This window comes from Aeromonas sobria (assembly GCF_006243315.1).
Lineage (GTDB): Bacteria > Pseudomonadota > Gammaproteobacteria > Enterobacterales > Aeromonadaceae > Aeromonas > Aeromonas sobria_A.
In genome coordinates, this window is record NZ_NKWE01000087.1 from 1 (window position 1) to 14,184 (window position 14,184).

At 56.2% G+C, this 14,184-nt stretch carries 15 protein-coding genes and 3 tRNA genes; 12 read left to right on the forward strand and 6 right to left on the reverse strand.

Annotated features, from left to right (window positions below):
* The 3 genes from CF137_RS21385 to CF137_RS21395 all read left to right on the forward strand — a co-directional run.
* Nucleotides 1-446: transposase (locus CF137_RS21385; protein ID WP_139721564.1), on the forward strand; the 446-nt coding region annotated here is incomplete at its 5' end.
* 157 nt (nt 447-603) lie between these two features.
* Nucleotides 604-1,554 (forward strand): thioredoxin-disulfide reductase, encoded by a 951-nt coding sequence (gene trxB, locus CF137_RS21390; RefSeq protein WP_139721566.1) that lies wholly within the window; start codon nt 604-606, stop codon nt 1,552-1,554.
* 106 nt (nt 1,555-1,660) lie between these two features.
* Nucleotides 1,661-2,893, forward strand: coding sequence for a diguanylate cyclase (locus CF137_RS21395; protein ID WP_139721569.1), 1,233 nt, complete (start codon nt 1,661-1,663; stop codon nt 2,891-2,893).
* Here the strand turns inward: CF137_RS21395 and CF137_RS21400 are convergent.
* The gene (locus CF137_RS21400) at nt 2,887-3,357 is read right to left on the reverse strand and encodes an outer membrane lipoprotein (protein ID WP_139690437.1); all 471 of its coding nucleotides are present in this window, start codon (nt 3,355-3,357) and stop codon (nt 2,887-2,889) included. The genes CF137_RS21395 and CF137_RS21400 overlap by 7 nt on opposite strands.
* A gap of 19 nt (nt 3,358-3,376) precedes the next feature.
* Here CF137_RS21400 and aat point away from each other — a divergent pair, with 19 nt between their 5' ends.
* The 3 genes from aat (at nt 3,377) to infA (ending at nt 5,084) form a co-directional block, all read left to right on the forward strand.
* A complete protein-coding gene (gene aat / locus CF137_RS21405; protein ID WP_139721571.1) occupies nt 3,377-4,084 on the forward strand; it encodes a leucyl/phenylalanyl-tRNA--protein transferase in 708 nt (235 codons plus the stop codon).
* Nucleotides 4,081-4,797, forward strand: a complete 717-nt coding sequence (locus CF137_RS21410; RefSeq protein ID WP_139721573.1) for an arginyltransferase — start codon at nt 4,081-4,083, stop codon at nt 4,795-4,797. The genes aat and CF137_RS21410 overlap by 4 nt, the downstream gene beginning before the upstream one ends.
* A gap of 68 nt (nt 4,798-4,865) precedes the next feature.
* The gene (gene infA, locus CF137_RS21415; RefSeq protein ID WP_005300033.1) at nt 4,866-5,084 is read left to right on the forward strand and encodes a translation initiation factor IF-1; all 219 of its coding nucleotides are present in this window, start codon (nt 4,866-4,868) and stop codon (nt 5,082-5,084) included.
* 69 nt (nt 5,085-5,153) lie between these two features.
* Here infA and clpA read toward each other — a convergent pair whose 3' ends face one another.
* Nucleotides 5,154-7,409 carry an ATP-dependent Clp protease ATP-binding subunit ClpA gene (clpA, locus tag CF137_RS21420; protein WP_042023996.1) on the reverse strand — a complete coding sequence of 752 codons (2,256 nt, stop codon included), beginning with the start codon at nt 7,407-7,409 and terminating at the stop codon, nt 5,154-5,156.
* Between the two features lie 59 nt (nt 7,410-7,468).
* Nucleotides 7,469-7,786: an ATP-dependent Clp protease adapter ClpS gene (gene clpS, locus CF137_RS21425; RefSeq protein WP_042023997.1), complete on the reverse strand. Its 318-nt coding sequence runs from the start codon at nt 7,784-7,786 to the stop codon at nt 7,469-7,471.
* A gap of 229 nt (nt 7,787-8,015) precedes the next feature.
* On the opposite strand from clpS, the gene cspD reads away from it, so the two are divergent.
* On the forward strand, nt 8,016-8,234 hold the full coding sequence (cspD, locus tag CF137_RS21430) for a cold shock-like protein CspD (RefSeq protein WP_042023999.1): 219 nt from the start codon (nt 8,016-8,018) through the stop codon (nt 8,232-8,234).
* 117 nt (nt 8,235-8,351) lie between these two features.
* On the opposite strand, the gene folD is transcribed toward cspD, so the two are convergent.
* Nucleotides 8,352-9,206 (reverse strand): bifunctional methylenetetrahydrofolate dehydrogenase/methenyltetrahydrofolate cyclohydrolase FolD, encoded by an 855-nt coding sequence (folD, locus tag CF137_RS21435; RefSeq protein WP_101316064.1) that lies wholly within the window; start codon nt 9,204-9,206, stop codon nt 8,352-8,354.
* A 213-nt stretch (nt 9,207-9,419) separates the two neighbouring features.
* Here folD and CF137_RS21440 point away from each other — a divergent pair.
* The 3 genes from CF137_RS21440 (at nt 9,420) to CF137_RS21450 (ending at nt 9,798) form a co-directional block, all read left to right on the forward strand.
* Nucleotides 9,420-9,496 (forward strand) — tRNA-Pro (locus tag CF137_RS21440).
* 37 nt (nt 9,497-9,533) lie between these two features.
* Nucleotides 9,534-9,610: transfer RNA gene (locus tag CF137_RS21445), tRNA-Arg, on the forward strand.
* Nucleotides 9,611-9,722: 112 nt separating this feature from the next.
* A tRNA-His gene (locus CF137_RS21450) sits at nt 9,723-9,798 on the forward strand.
* 244 nt (nt 9,799-10,042) lie between these two features.
* Here CF137_RS21450 and CF137_RS21455 read toward each other — a convergent pair.
* Both CF137_RS21455 and CF137_RS21460 read right to left on the reverse strand, forming a co-directional pair.
* The gene (locus tag CF137_RS21455; RefSeq protein ID WP_042024004.1) at nt 10,043-10,294 is read right to left on the reverse strand and encodes a DinI family protein; all 252 of its coding nucleotides are present in this window, start codon (nt 10,292-10,294) and stop codon (nt 10,043-10,045) included.
* A gap of 74 nt (nt 10,295-10,368) precedes the next feature.
* Nucleotides 10,369-12,789 carry a DNA polymerase II gene (locus CF137_RS21460; protein ID WP_139721575.1) on the reverse strand — a complete coding sequence of 807 codons (2,421 nt, stop codon included), beginning with the start codon at nt 12,787-12,789 and terminating at the stop codon, nt 10,369-10,371.
* 194 nt (nt 12,790-12,983) lie between these two features.
* On the opposite strand from CF137_RS21460, the gene CF137_RS21465 reads away from it, so the two are divergent.
* Together CF137_RS21465 and CF137_RS21470 are read left to right on the forward strand one after the other, a co-directional pair.
* On the forward strand, nt 12,984-13,478 hold the full coding sequence (locus CF137_RS21465; protein ID WP_139721577.1) for a prolyl-tRNA synthetase associated domain-containing protein: 495 nt from the start codon (nt 12,984-12,986) through the stop codon (nt 13,476-13,478).
* The gene (locus CF137_RS21470; protein WP_139721579.1) at nt 13,479-14,075 is read left to right on the forward strand and encodes a GNAT family N-acetyltransferase; all 597 of its coding nucleotides are present in this window, start codon (nt 13,479-13,481) and stop codon (nt 14,073-14,075) included.
* Nucleotides 14,076-14,184: the final 109 nt, after the last annotated feature.

Consider the following 14,184-nt stretch of genomic DNA (forward strand, 5'->3'; position numbering starts at 1 on the left):
GCTTTGTGGGCGCCGACATCGTCGACTTGTATGGTCATCGTTGGGAAATCGAGTTGGGCTATCGGGAGATGAAGCACAGCCTGCAGCAGCACCGGCTGACCCTGCGCAGCAAGAAGGCGGCGGGGATACGGCAAGAGTTGTGGGGTGTGTTGCTGGCGTACAACCTGCTGCGCAGCCAGATGGTAAAGATGGCGGCGAGCCTGAAGGGATACACGGCGAGTCAGCTGAGTTTTCACATGGCGTCGGTCTACCTCATCCATGAGTTGAGCTGCATGCCGTATGTGTCGCCGGGGAATATCCCGGGACGCGTTGCGGAGCTGGAGAAACAGGCGGGGCAGTTTGTGCTGCCGGCCCGAAGGGAGCGAAGTTACCCCCGCAGCGTGAAGCCAAGGCCACAGAAGTATGGTGTTAAAAAAGCCAATAAAAACAATGCCAGTCAGGCTTAACTGACTGGCATTACCCGCGATGGGCGGTTTTTTATCCCTTGAATTTGCCCTGCCTCCCTTCATGTACACGATTAATGCAATCGACTCGCCAGCCTTTGACCCCGGATCACGAATTACCTACAATCGCGCAAACTCATCACATCCCGGAAATTACATCATGAGCCAAGTCACTCACAGCAAATTGCTGATCTTAGGGTCAGGGCCGGCCGGTTACACCGCAGCCGTCTACGCCGCCCGCGCCAACCTCAACCCCCTGCTCATCACCGGCATGCAGCAAGGGGGTCAGCTGACCACCACCACCGAAGTGGAAAACTGGCCCGGCGATCCGGAAGGCCTGACCGGCCCGGCGCTGATGGAGCGCATGAAAGCTCATGCAGAGAAGTTCGACACCCGCATCCTGTTTGATCACATTAACAGTGTCGAACTGACCCAGCGCCCGCTGCGCCTCAAAGGGGACAACGGCGAATACACCTGCGATGCCCTGATCATCGCCACCGGCGCCTCCGCCAAGTATCTGGGCCTGCCCTCCGAAGAGGCCTTCAAGGGCCGTGGCGTCTCCGCCTGCGCTACCTGTGACGGTTTCTTCTACCGCAATCAGGAAGTGGCGGTGATCGGCGGCGGCAACACCGCTGTCGAAGAGGCGCTGTATCTGGCCAACATCGCCAAGAAGGTGCACCTCATTCACCGTCGCGACGAGTTCCGTGCCGAGAAGATCCTGATCAAGCGTCTGCACGACAAGGTCGCGAGCGGCAACATCGTACTGCACACCCACCAGACCCTGGACGAAGTGCTGGGCGATCAGATGGGCGTCACCGGGGTTCGCCTGCGCAGCACCCAGGACAACGCCACCTCCGAACTGCCGCTGATGGGGGTCTTCATCGCCATCGGCCATCAGCCCAACACCCAGATCTTCGACGGTCAGCTGGAGATGAAAAACGGCTATCTGATCGTTCGTGGCGGACTGGATGGTTTTGCCACCCAGACCAGCATTGAAGGGGTGTTCGCTGCCGGTGATGTGGCCGATCACAACTACCGTCAGGCCATCACCTCAGCCGGTACTGGCTGCATGGCAGCACTCGATGCCGAACGCTACCTCGACGCACAATAACGCACTGTCACAACACGTTAATGACTACACAAAAGGTATACTCTGGTATACCTTTTGCTCTAATTGGCGATTAAGTAACACCTAACCATCGCAGGGAATAAGCGTAATGACCAAGATCCTCCTGGTGGAAGATAGCCAGACCATCAGCCGCATGCTGGCTCAGGCAATTCGAAAGAGCCTTAATCTGGAGCTTGATGCTGTCTATACCCTGGCAGAGTGCCTAGCCAAACCCCATCAAGACTATTTTATTGCGCTCGTCGATTTGACCCTGCCAGATGCCCCCAACGGAGAAGCTGCCAGAGAATTGCTGGCCCGCCATGTTCCCGTCATTATTCTCACCGCCAACCTCAACGAAGAGTCACGCAAGTACTGGTTAGAACAGGGGGCTCTGGATTACATCATCAAGGACTCACGATTCAGCGCACAATACACTGTCAGTATGGTGCGCCGCCTCTCCAATAACCGTAACCTCGAAGTCATGGTGGTGGATGATTCCATACTCTCCCGCCATTACATTGCAAACCATTTGCGCCGTCAGTTACTCACTGTATGGGAAGCCGAATCGGGTCAACAGGCCCTTGATCTGCTCAAAGAGCACCCGGCCATTCGCCTGATTGTCACCGACTACCTGATGCCACATATGGATGGTATTGAGTTGGTACGCAGGCTGCGAGACCAGTTTGACAAGCAGTCGCTGGCCATTCTTGGTCTCTCCAGTTCAGAAGATAAAACCCTCTCGGCCCGTTTTATTAAACTGGGGGCTAACGACTTTTTAAGTAAACCTTTTACACCAGAAGAGCTCTACTGCCGTGTTGGGCATAATCTCGAAACCCTGGAGCTGATGGATACCATCCGCGACACCGCCAACCGTGATTACCTGACCAATCTCTACAACCGTCGCTTTCTGTTCGAAAATGGCAATAAATGGTTGCAAGAGCAGCCGAAGCTAACGGCATGTCTGCTCGATATTGATCATTTCAAGCGGGTGAACGATCACTATGGTCACCATGTCGGTGACAACGTCCTGAAGCTGGTCGCCCAGCAACTCGGCGAGTTCTTTAAAGGGGATCTGGTTGCCCGCCTGGGGGGAGAAGAGTTCTGTATTTTGAGCAAGCGCCCCGATTTTTATGGCCTCATTAACCAACTAGAACAATTCAGGCTAGCGATATCAGAATTAGCCATCGCATTCGAAGAGACCTTTTTTTCCATCACCATCAGCTTCGGTGTCACCAATATGGAGTCGGACGAGCTGGGCGTCTTGCTGAGCCATGCCGACCAGCTGCTCTATAAAGCCAAACATGCTGGCCGTAACTGTATCATGCAATACGAGCATCAGTAGCTCTTGTCAACCCGCACTCCATCATCGAAATAGAGAATACGTACCTTATCGCCATTACTGAAGACCATGGCGGGATCATAATCCTGGATGACGTTGATAAGGGCATTTTGCTCGTTGCGGATCAGCAGTTCCACCAGCTTGTTTTCCACTACCGTTCCCCCTGACTGATACTGCTGTGCCGCTGCAGCGCCAGCCAGCGCCCCAACGGCGGTAGCAATCTCACGGCCATGACCGCCGCCAAACTGGTTGCCAAGCAGACCACCGAGCACAGCACCGCCCAATGTCTTCCAGCCAGAGTGCTCGGACTCCAGGATCTGACGCTGGGTAATATTGCGCACCGTCTCGACCTGGCCAAATACCACCTGATTGACGGGACGCGCGGTATTGCGCTGGTAAACTTCCGCCCCGGCGGGCGCAGTGACAAAGCAGAGCAAGCTGGATATTATCAGGATAATGGCCTTCATCTATGAACCTCGTTGCCTTATGTCTCGCTATCTTACCCAACTGGATGATGAGCTTTGCTGGTTTCCCGACCCCTGCCACGCGCTGGAAGAGCCCAACGGTTTGCTGGCGATCGGCGGTGATCTCTCCCCTGCAAGATTGCTGGCAGCTTACCACAAGGGGATCTTCCCGTGGAATGAACCCCACCAGCCTACCTTGTGGTGGTCGCCCGATCCCCGTGGGGTGATCCGCCCCGAGCAATTGCACGTGGGGCGCACTCTGCAGAAGATTATCCGCCGCACCCCATTCGATATTTCCGTCAATCGTGCCTTTAATGAGGTGATCACCGCCTGCGCCGCCCCTCGTCGCACCGCTGATGGCACCTGGATCAGCTCACCGATGATCGAGGCCTATCAACAATTGCACCGGCTGGGCCATGCCCACTCCATCGAAATCTGGCAAGAGGGAGTGCTGCAAGCGGGACTGTATGGCCTCTCTATAGGCCGACTGTTTTGCGGGGAATCCATGTTCAGCCGGATCGATAACGGTGCCAAGCTGGCGATGGTGGCACTCTGCCGCCACTTTTCCCGTCACCACGGGGCCCTCATCGATTGCCAGATGCAGAATGCGTTTCTGGCCACCCTGGGTATCGAGGAGTGGCCAAGATCGCGCTTTCTGGCCGAACTGACGCGCCTGGGTCGCCAACCATTGTTGGGTTCATGCTGGCAAGAGGGAGAGATCAGCTTATGACCGAAGAAGTGATCCTCAAGGTTGGGCTCACCCCCAAGCACCCCTGCAGTTATCTGGATCATGAGCAGGAGCAACTGCTGGTACTGATGGATCACGAGCTGCTCAACGCCACCGGCTATGAGCGCTTGTTGACCGCTGGCTTTCGCCGCAGTGGCAATGACATCTATCGCCCCCACTGTTCCGCATGTCACGCATGCCAATCTCTGCGTATTCACAGCGAACAATTTCGCCCGAGCCGGGGCCAGAAACGGATCCGCCAGCTCAACAGGGATATCGAACTGGTCCTGAGCTACGATGACAAGCCCGAGTATTACCAGCTCTACGAACGCTATATCCGCGAACGCCACCATGATGGCAGCATGTATCCCCCCAACCGCAACCAGTACCGCGGCTTTCTCCATTGTGACTGGATGCCACCACTCTATCTGGAGATGCGCACAGAGGGCCGTCTCATCGGCGTTGCCACCACAGACCTGCTGCCCCACTCCATGAGCGCCATGTACACCTTCTTCGACCCGGACTACGCCGATCGTTCGCTGGGCACCTTTGCGATTCTCTGTCAGATCGATCTGGCCAGACGCACCGGGCGAAGCTGGCTCTATCTCGGCTATCTGGTGGAGGCGTGCCGCAAGATGAATTACAAGCGTAATTACCTCCCGCACGAGCTGTTAATTCAGGGGGAATGGAAAAATATCGACAGCAAGCCCGAGTAAACTTTACACATAGCCTTAAATCCGGCATGATCCAGCGGTTTTTTGTTGTGGCTTATCAAGAGGATTCAATGGCTAAAGAAGACAGTATTGAGATGCAGGGCACTATTCTCGAAACCCTGCCCAATACCATGTTCCGTGTGGAACTGGAGAATGGTCACGTGGTTATCGCTCATATTTCAGGCAAGATGCGCAAAAACTACATTCGTATCCTGACTGGAGACAAAGTAACGGTAGCACTGACACCCTACGATCTCTCCAAGGGACGTATTGTTTTCCGCTCTCGCTAAGCCAGGAATTCAGCAAAAAACCCCAACCTGATCGGTTGGGGTTTTTTGTCGTTTTCTGATCACTGACGCTTAGTGGGAAACAGCTTCAACATTGACCTGAAAATCAAAGCTGAGGCTGTCATTTACCAACTCAACCTTCACAATCCCCCCGTCAACTAATGAACCGAACAGGATCTCGTTGGCCAGGGGTTTTTTGAGGTGCTCCTGGATCACCCGCCCCATCGGTCTGGCGCCCATGGCTCTGTCATATCCCTTCTCTGCCAACCAATGACGGGCTCGCTCAGACACCTCGAGAGATACCCCCTTCGCATCCAGCTGCACCTGCAACTCAACAATGAACTTGTCGACCACTTGGTGGATCACCGCCATATCCAGGTGGTTAAACCAGATAGTGTGATCAAGTCTGTTACGAAACTCCGGACTGAATGTCTTGTTGATCACCGCCATGGCATCGTGGCTCAAATCCTGTTGCTGAAAGCCAATGGACTTGCGTTGGGTCTCCTGCACACCGGCGTTGGTGGTCATCACCAGAATAACGTTACGGAAATCCGCCTTGCGCCCGTTGTTATCGGTCAGGGTACCGTTGTCCATCACCTGCAACAGCAGGTTGAACACATCCGGGTGCGCCTTCTCAATCTCGTCGAGCAACACCACCGAGTGGGGATGCTTGATCACCGCATCGGTCAGCAAACCACCCTGTTCAAAACCGACATAGCCGGGAGGCGCACCAATCAGGCGAGATACGGTATGGCGTTCCATGTACTCGGACATATCAAAGCGCAGCATTTCTACACCCAATGCTTTGCCCAACTGCTGGGTCACCTCCGTTTTACCGACACCGGTGGGGCCAGCAAACAGGAAACAGCCAACCGGACGACGCTCGTTGCCAAGGCCCGATCGTGACAGGCGGATCGCATCAGCCAGCACTTCAATCGCCTTGTCCTGACCAAAGACCACCATTTTGAGGTTCCGCTCCAGGTGTTTCAGCACCTCTTTGTCAGAGGAGGAGACTGATTTCTCTGGAATGCGGGCAATCTTGGCCACAATGGACTCAATCTCCTGCACATTGATCACTTTCTTGCGTTTGCTCGCTGGCAGTAACCGTTGGCCAGCACCGGCCTCATCGATCACATCGATCGCTTTGTCAGGCAGGTGGCGATCGTTGATGTACTTGGCGGATAGCTCAGCGGCCGCACGGATCGCCTTGGCGGTGTAACGCACGCCATGGTGTGCTTCATAGCGGCTTTTAAGCCCCATCAGAATGCGGGTGGTGTCATCCACTGTCGGCTCGACAACATCGATCTTCTGGAAGCGACGCGCTAATGCACGATCTTTTTCAAAGACCTGAGCATATTCCTGATAAGTGGTTGACCCCACACAGCGCAGCAAACCATTGGAGAGCAACGGCTTGATCAGGTTAGCCGCATCCAACTGCCCACCGGATGCCGCTCCGGCACCAATGATGGTATGGATCTCGTCAATGAAGAGAATGGCCCCTTCCTGACGCTCAATCTGCTTGAGCAGTACCTTGAGGCGCTTCTCGAAGTCGCCGCGATACTTGGTACCAGCTAGCAAAGAACCCATATCGAGGGAATAGATGGTGCTACCGGCAATCACCTCGGGCACATCGCCCTTGACGATCCGGTAGGCCAACCCCTCGGCAATGGCAGTCTTGCCCACGCCAGCTTCACCCACCAGCAGTGGGTTGTTCTTGCGGCGACGGCAGAGCACCTGGATAGTCCGACTGAGTTCCTGGTCACGACCAATCAGCGGATCAATGCGTCCCTCCAGCACCAGCTGGTTGAGGTTAGTGGCAAAGCTTTCTATCTGGGCAGCCGAGACATCGTCATCAGACTCGGGATTATTGTTACTGCTGATATCCGGTTTGCTATCCTTGCGCACCCCATGGGAGAGGAAATTGACCACATCAAGACGGCTTATCTCGGATTTTTTCAGAAAATAGGCAGCTTGAGACTCTTGCTCACTGAAGATGGCGACCAACACGTTGGCGCCGCTGACTTCGGTATTGCCAGACGATTGCACATGGAACACTGCGCGTTGCAGCACACGTTGAAAGCCCAGGGTTGGCTGAGTTTCACGATCTTCGTCATCGCGAGGGATAAGCGGAGTAGTTTGGGTGATGAATGCGCGGATCTCCTTGCGCATCAGCTCGATATCGGCACCACAGGAGCTCAGCGCTTCATGAGCTGAACTGTTATCCAGAAGGGCTAACAACAGGTGCTCGACAGTCATGAATTCATGGCGCTCATCACGGGCCAGTTTGAAAGCCTCGTTCAGCGTCTTTTCTAGATCTTTATTCAACATAGGCACCTCCCCTAGTACAGCAGCAATGTGGTGTCACACTCGCCATCAACTCATCGAATTCAGGCCTTTTCCATAGTACATAGCAGTGGATGTTCGTTGTTACGTGAATAGGTGTTGACTTGGACTACCTTGGTTTCAGCTATTTCTGCAGTAAACATGCCACAGACCCCTTTACCACTATAATGCACGCTCAGCATGACCTGAGTCGCCTTGTCCAAATCCATACCAAAGAACTTTTGCAGCACCTCTACCACAAATTCCATTGGCGTATAGTCATCGTTGTTTAACACAACTTTATACATGGATGGTGGCTGCAGTTTGGTTTTCTCTGCCTCTGCTAGTTCTTCATTAGCAAAGAGTTCTTTCTGCTTGCTCATAATCGCGCTTTGGTACCTCTAGATTACTACCGTCTAACACAAGGTTGTCAATAGACTTGTTAACCAGATCACATCAGCTGTTAACAACTCCTTGACTCGCTCAAAACTTAGACTAAATTGATTACTTGCTAATCTGTGCCCGTCTGCTACGGGCTCATGTCCTTAGTTATAATGGGCAGGCGCAGGTTACTCAACGACTTCTGGGTAATCAATAAAAGGATGTAGAAGTATGGCAACCGGCACAGTTAAGTGGTTTAACAACGCAAAAGGATTTGGGTTTATCTGTCCGGAAGGAGGCGGTGAAGATATCTTCGCTCACTACTCCACCATTAAGATGGAGGGCTACAAGACCTTGAAAGCAGGTCAGGCCGTCAATTTTGAGCTGCAACAGGGGCCGAAAGGGAATCACGCCTCTCTTATTGTGCCAAACGAAGCACAAAATATGTAAATAACACCCGTTGGATAAATAAAAAACCGGTTCCTCTTTGAGCAACCGGTTTTTTATTGTCAGATTTCTGGCGCATCCTGCATCCTCACGGGATCACAGGGTTATCGCCAGCCATGATCAGTCGTGATATTCGCTGCAGGCAATCAGGGTGTTTTCCATCAGGCTAGCCACTGTCATGGGGCCCACGCCACCGGGTACCGGTGTGATGAAGGCTGCATGGCTGCGAGCCGTCTCAAACTCCACATCGCCAACCAAAGAACCATCCGCCAGACGGTTGATACCCACATCGATCACCAACGCCCCCGGCTTTACCCACTCACCGGGAATGAAGTTGGGCTTGCCGACCGCGACAACCAGCAGATCGGCACGGCGTACCTGATCTTCCAGATCCCGGGTAAAGCGGTGACAAGTCGTGGTGGTACAACCCGCCAACAACAACTCAAGGGTCATGGGACGCCCAACTATATTGGAAGCGCCCACCACGACCGCATGCAGGCCATGGGTCTTCACGCCGGTCGTCTCAATGAGCGTCATGATCCCTTTCGGGGTGCAAGGGCGCAGCGCTGGAATACGCTGAGCAAGCCGACCCACATTATAAGGGTGGAAACCGTCAACATCCTTGTCAGGATTGATCCGCTCCAGCACTTGAGTGGTGTCGAAGTGACCCGGTAACGGCAACTGAACCAGAATGCCATCTACCTGGCTGTCGGCATTCAGCTTATCGATCAACGCCAGCAGATCTTCCTGACTCGCGGCCGCACTCAGATCATAAGAGCGGGAGAGAAAACCAACCTCTTCACACGCCCGGCGTTTGCTGCCGACATAGACCTGAGAGGCGGGATCAGCCCCCACCAGAATGACTGCCAGCCCGGGAGCCCGTTTCCCTGCCGCCAGCCGCTGTTGCACTTGCGCCGCGACCTGGCTGCGAATCGTTTGCGCAACCTGTTTTCCATCTATGATTTTGGCAGACATCGTTCTCCACTCACCCTCTGTTCAACTGCCGCGCATTGTCGCATTTTTTTAGCCGGGATGTTAGCGGCAGACGCTCGTCAGGCCTGTAGCGGGCAATAAGTAGGCACTTGAATTTACTGGGGGAAAAAGTCATTGACGCTAGCCGGTACGCTTGGCTATGATGCCCGCCCGTTGTCCAGTACATCTCTTGTGGATATGCTGGTCAGGGTTTTTCGGTGATTAGCGCAGTCCGGTAGCGCATCTGGTTTGGGACCAGAGGGTCAAAGGTTCGAATCCTTTATCACCGACCATGTTCATCGACTTGCTGCTGCAGCGGGTCGATACAGAGCGCCCTTAGCTCAGTCGGATAGAGCAACGGCCTTCTAAGCCGTGGGTCGCAGGTTCGAATCCTGCAGGGCGCACCATTTGAAATGTGTTTGGAATCAGTGCTATAGCGGCGAATACCGTGACTTATCACGCGCTCGTCAGTTATCGCCACGATATCCCTGGCAAACACAAATGGTAAAAAGTTCAGTGGTGGCTGTAGCTCAGTTGGTAGAGTCCCGGATTGTGATTCCGGTTGTCGTGGGTTCGAGCCCCATCAGCCACCCCATTATTTCTGTTTCGCGGTTAGCCATCCCTCTTCTAACCTCGTTCAGACCGTCAGCCTGACTGACAGCGTGCAGTGATTGCACAATTTGAAACCGGCCTTGCGCCGGTTTTTTTGTGTCTGCCTTTTTAACTCCTGCCCTAAATAGGCAACCGGGACGTCTCTTGGCAGATCTCGCAGCAAAAAAATGGCGCCTAAGCCGCATGATGGAGCAACAACCCTCATCTGCGCTCAAGCGCCACCCGCATCAGGATGGGACGTTCTCTTCCGGCATCCAGCTCTCGGCGTTTTCCCACACTTCCTGCACCATGGCTTCAGCCAGCTCTTTATCTTCTTTGCTGGCACGGCTAACGGTCAGGGCCATGGCACTGCCGGGGGCAACCCGCACGTGGATGTCGGGAAACTTCTCACCAAGCTGCTTGAGCAGCTCCTGACGCAGCGCCTCCATGGTCAAGGTCGGGATCTGGTGTTTTCTATCGATGATGATTTCAAGACGCATAGGGTACTTCTCCATGATTTATAACTGTATTTTTATCCAGTATTAAAGAGAAGTAAAGGGGCATCATGATCCAATCAGAAAAGATCCAGCTGCTGGCCGCAGATCCGGTCGAATGACTCGCCGATAAAGGGCAGGATAGCGTCGGCGATAGGCCGCAACTGCTTGTCGATGTAGTGCTCGTAATCGATGGCGCTGCGCCGGTACTCCAGCGGTTCCGGGCCGCCCAGCGTCATCAGATAGGCGATGGTACCCCGATGCTGATAGCGCTGGGGCAGGCCGCGGCGCAGGTTCTCCTCATCGGCCAGCCGCGCCGCCCGCACATGGGGTGGCACGTTCTTCTGGTACTCCTCCAGCTTCTGGCGCAGCCGCTTGCGGTAGATGAGCAGATCGTCGTGGCGACCGGCGCGGGTCTCATCCACCATGGTGCGCACATAGCCGCTGGGATCTTCATCGTGAAACACCAACTCATAGAGGCGGGTCTGAAACTGCTTGGCCAGCATGGTCCAGTCGGTGCGCACCGTCTCCAGTCCTTTGAACACCAAATGTGCCCTTTCCCCCTCTCCTACCAGCCCGGCATAACGCTTTTTGCTCCCCTTCTCCAGCCCGCGGATGGTGGGCATCAGAAAGCGGCGGTAGTGGGTCTCGTACTCGATTTCCAGATAACAGGGCAGGCTGAACTCACCCTTGATCAACGCCGTCCAGTTGTCGTTGATCATGGCAGCCAGCTCGCGGCCAATCTGCTCGGCCTGCTGTGGACTGGTCTCTCTGCCCAGATGGACGAAGGTGGAGTCGGTATCGCCATAGATCACCTCGAACCCCTTCGCTTCAATCCACTCGCGGGTCTGCTGCATGATGCTGTGGCCACGCAGGGTAATGGATGAGGCGAGCCTGGGATCGTAGAAGCGGCAGCCCCCCGAGCCCAGCACCCCGTAAAAAGAGTTCATGATGATCTTGATGGCCTGGGAGAGCGCCTTGTTGCTGGCCGCCTTGGCCCTATCCCGCGCCGCCCAGAGGGTGGCGATGAGATCCGGCAAGAAGTGCCGCTCACGGGAGAAGAGGGCGCCGCGAAAGCCGGGAATGGCGTGATTCGGATGCTGCAACCCCTCCACCAGCCCCATGGGGTCGATGCAGAAGGTGCGGATGATGCTGGGATAGAGGCTCTTGAAATCGAGCACCAGCACATGGCGATAGAGACCGGGTTTGGAGTCCATCACATAGCCGCCAGGGCTCGCCAGCCCACCATCGGCGGGCAGATTGGGGGCCACGTAGCCACCGCGGTGCAGCCGCGGCAGATAGAGGTTGGTAAAGGCCGCCACCGAGCCCCCCACCCTGTCCAGCTCAAGGCCGGTGAGAGAGGCCCGCTCGATGGCAAAGGGGATGAGGTGGCAGTAGTCGAAGATCTCCCACACCAGCTTGCAATCTTCCAGGTTGTAGCGGGCCAGCGCCTCCTTGTCGGAGTGGAACAGCTCGGTGATCTTCTCCCCCCGATTGGCCACATCCTCGATATCCTTGCCACGGCCGAGCAGCTCGCTCGCCACCGCATCCAGGCTGTAGCTGGCAAACTGCCAGGTGGCGCTTTTGAGGGTGTCGATGCCATCGAGCACCATGCGCCCGGGAATGATGACGTTGCCGGTCTGGGGATCGCCCCGTGACGAGCGCCAGAAACAGAGCTCGCGCCCTCGCCCGAGCCGCAGCCGCCGCTTGTTAAGTTCGGCGCGGCGCAGCAGCAGACGAAAGTCAAAATTGACCACGTTCCAGCCAATCACCAGATCGGGGTCGTGCAGGCTGAACCAGCTCTCCAGCGCGCCGAGCAAGGCGCTCTCGTCCGCCACCCACTCAACCTTGGTTCCCCAGCTGTCGGCATCCGCTTCCGGGGTGCCAATCATGATGACCCGCGCATCCTGCTCGCTGTAAAGGCCGACCGAGAACAGTACCCCGTCCATGGCGCATTCCACATCCAGCGACACCCAGGAGAGGGTGGGCGTCACCGCCTGCGGCGCGCAGCGTGCCTCGTTTACTTCCCAATAGCCCTGCTTGCCCCCCTTCTTCACCGCCCGGCCATCGAAGCGCACGCCAGCGGTGATGAAGCGCTCCATCAGAAAACGCTCCGGCAGCCGGATATCCGCCTCGAAGTGCTCCAGCCCGCGAATGAGCAGCAGCTCGATAGCACGGTGAAAGGCGCTCAGGGTCGCAAAATAGCAGCCCACCACAGGGCGACCGTCGAAGGTGTGCATCGGCAGGCGGCGAAACCGCCCGCTCACCCCGGCGCCTTTGAACAGCTCGGCAGCCTCCTGCATATGGCTCTGTGGCAGGAAGAACACCGGCTCCTGCCCCGGCACCACTACCCGCACCGGCCCCTGCGCACTCCAGAGCCACATCACGATTTCGGTGGCGGCGGCGTGCCCGTTGCGGCCGCGCACGTCCCGACCGTGGCGGGTCAGGATAAAACCGTCGAGCGGCGGGGTGGCGGGTACGGTGGGCTGGGTCGCAGTCATGAAGAGTAAGGGGCTGTCCGAGAATGGGACTATTGTACGTTCATACAGTACCAGCTCGCAATCGTCACGCAGGCTGCGGGACGCGCGTCAAACTGGTAAGCTCGATGCCGTCGTCATTCCCGTCCACCCTGTTATGACCGGGCTATTCCGCTCCATTAGCTTCTTACTTCACTTTGCCGACGATAGGAGTCTTTGTGGCAATCTATTCCCTGCTTGATCAACTGGCCATTCCCTACCAGCGTATCGACCATCCCCCCGTTTTCACCTGCGAGGAGGCGAGCAAGCTGCTGCCAGACCTGCCCGCCGCCAAGACCAAGAACCTCTTTCTGCGCGCCCCGAAAAGTGAGCGACTGTTTCTGGTGGTAAGTCCGGAAGAGAGCCGAGTCGATCTCAAGGCGCTGGCGGCAAAACTCGGGGTCAAGCGGCTGAGCTTTGGCTCCCCCGAGCGGCTCGATGCGGTGCTCGGTCTCACCCCAGGCTCGGTGACCCTGCTTGCCATGGTGCGCGATAGCGAACAGGCTGTGGAGTTGGTGGTGGATGAGACTATCTGGCAAGCCGAGCAGATGCAGTGCCACCCGCTGGTCAACACCGCCACCCTGATCATCCGCCTCGACGACGTGCGCCGTCTATTAACCCATCTCGGGCGGCAAGCCACTGTGATGGCGCTGCCGGTCGTAGCAGCCGATTAAATGACCGACTCAACCATCAAGGCGCCAGACCAACCAGAGCCGACCCGTTTCGAATGCCGCCCGGCCCGACTGGCGGATGCTCCGGCCTACCATCGCTATGTAGTCGAGTGTGCCGAGGCAGGAATGCCACTCTATCAGGTGGCACAATTTGATCCGGATGGCTTGCTACAGAGCCTGCTGGATCACGCAGCAGGGCGCAACCTGCCCAGCGGATACCTGGCCACCACCACCTATTTTGCCCTTGATGGAGAGGAGATCCTCGCGACCTTGCGCCTGCGTCACGGTGACAATGAGGCAGCCCGGCAATGGCTGGGCCATATCGGTTACGAGACCCGCCCCTCACGCCGTGGCGAAGGTGCCGCCTCCACCTTGCTGCGCGGGATACAACACGCGCTGAGCGCGCCAGTGCTGATCAGCTGTGGCGAAGATAATCTGGCGTCCAAAAAGGTCATTACGGCAGCAGGCGGGGTGTGGCTGGGGCGGCGCTTCCATCCGGGGGATCGCCGCTGGCTGGAGATGTACCGGATAGATCCCCTGCTCTGCCCAACAACCGCAGATCTATTGGCAACTGCAACAAGCGATCAGCTGCAAGTATGACGCTACCACCCGACCGCAGCCACCACAACCGATATAGCAATAAAAAAGGCTATGTCCCAATTACGTGTTGCATGGGGTGCCCCAGCGCCTCATGCAGACACGCTTTGAT

Bases quoted from the DNA above. Each gene is read 5' to 3' on its own strand.
- trxB (WP_139721566.1), top strand. From the start codon at position 604: ATGAGCCAAGTCACTCACAGCAAATTGCTGATCTTAGGGTCAGGGCCG.
- CF137_RS21395 (WP_139721569.1), top strand. From the start codon at position 1,661: ATGACCAAGATCCTCCTGGTGGAAGATAGCCAGACCATCAGCCGCATG.
- CF137_RS21400 (WP_139690437.1), bottom strand. From the start codon at position 3,357: ATGAAGGCCATTATCCTGATAATATCCAGCTTGCTCTGCTTTGTCACT.
- aat (WP_139721571.1), top strand. From the start codon at position 3,377: ATGTCTCGCTATCTTACCCAACTGGATGATGAGCTTTGCTGGTTTCCC.
- CF137_RS21410 (WP_139721573.1), top strand. From the start codon at position 4,081: ATGACCGAAGAAGTGATCCTCAAGGTTGGGCTCACCCCCAAGCACCCC.
- infA (WP_005300033.1), top strand. From the start codon at position 4,866: ATGGCTAAAGAAGACAGTATTGAGATGCAGGGCACTATTCTCGAAACC.
- clpA (WP_042023996.1), bottom strand. From the start codon at position 7,409: ATGTTGAATAAAGATCTAGAAAAGACGCTGAACGAGGCTTTCAAACTG.
- clpS (WP_042023997.1), bottom strand. From the start codon at position 7,786: ATGAGCAAGCAGAAAGAACTCTTTGCTAATGAAGAACTAGCAGAGGCA.
- cspD (WP_042023999.1), top strand. From the start codon at position 8,016: ATGGCAACCGGCACAGTTAAGTGGTTTAACAACGCAAAAGGATTTGGG.
- folD (WP_101316064.1), bottom strand. From the start codon at position 9,206: ATGTCTGCCAAAATCATAGATGGAAAACAGGTTGCGCAAACGATTCGC.
- CF137_RS21455 (WP_042024004.1), bottom strand. From the start codon at position 10,294: ATGCGTCTTGAAATCATCATCGATAGAAAACACCAGATCCCGACCTTG.
- CF137_RS21460 (WP_139721575.1), bottom strand. From the start codon at position 12,789: ATGACTGCGACCCAGCCCACCGTACCCGCCACCCCGCCGCTCGACGGT.
- CF137_RS21470 (WP_139721579.1), top strand. From the start codon at position 13,479: ATGACCGACTCAACCATCAAGGCGCCAGACCAACCAGAGCCGACCCGT.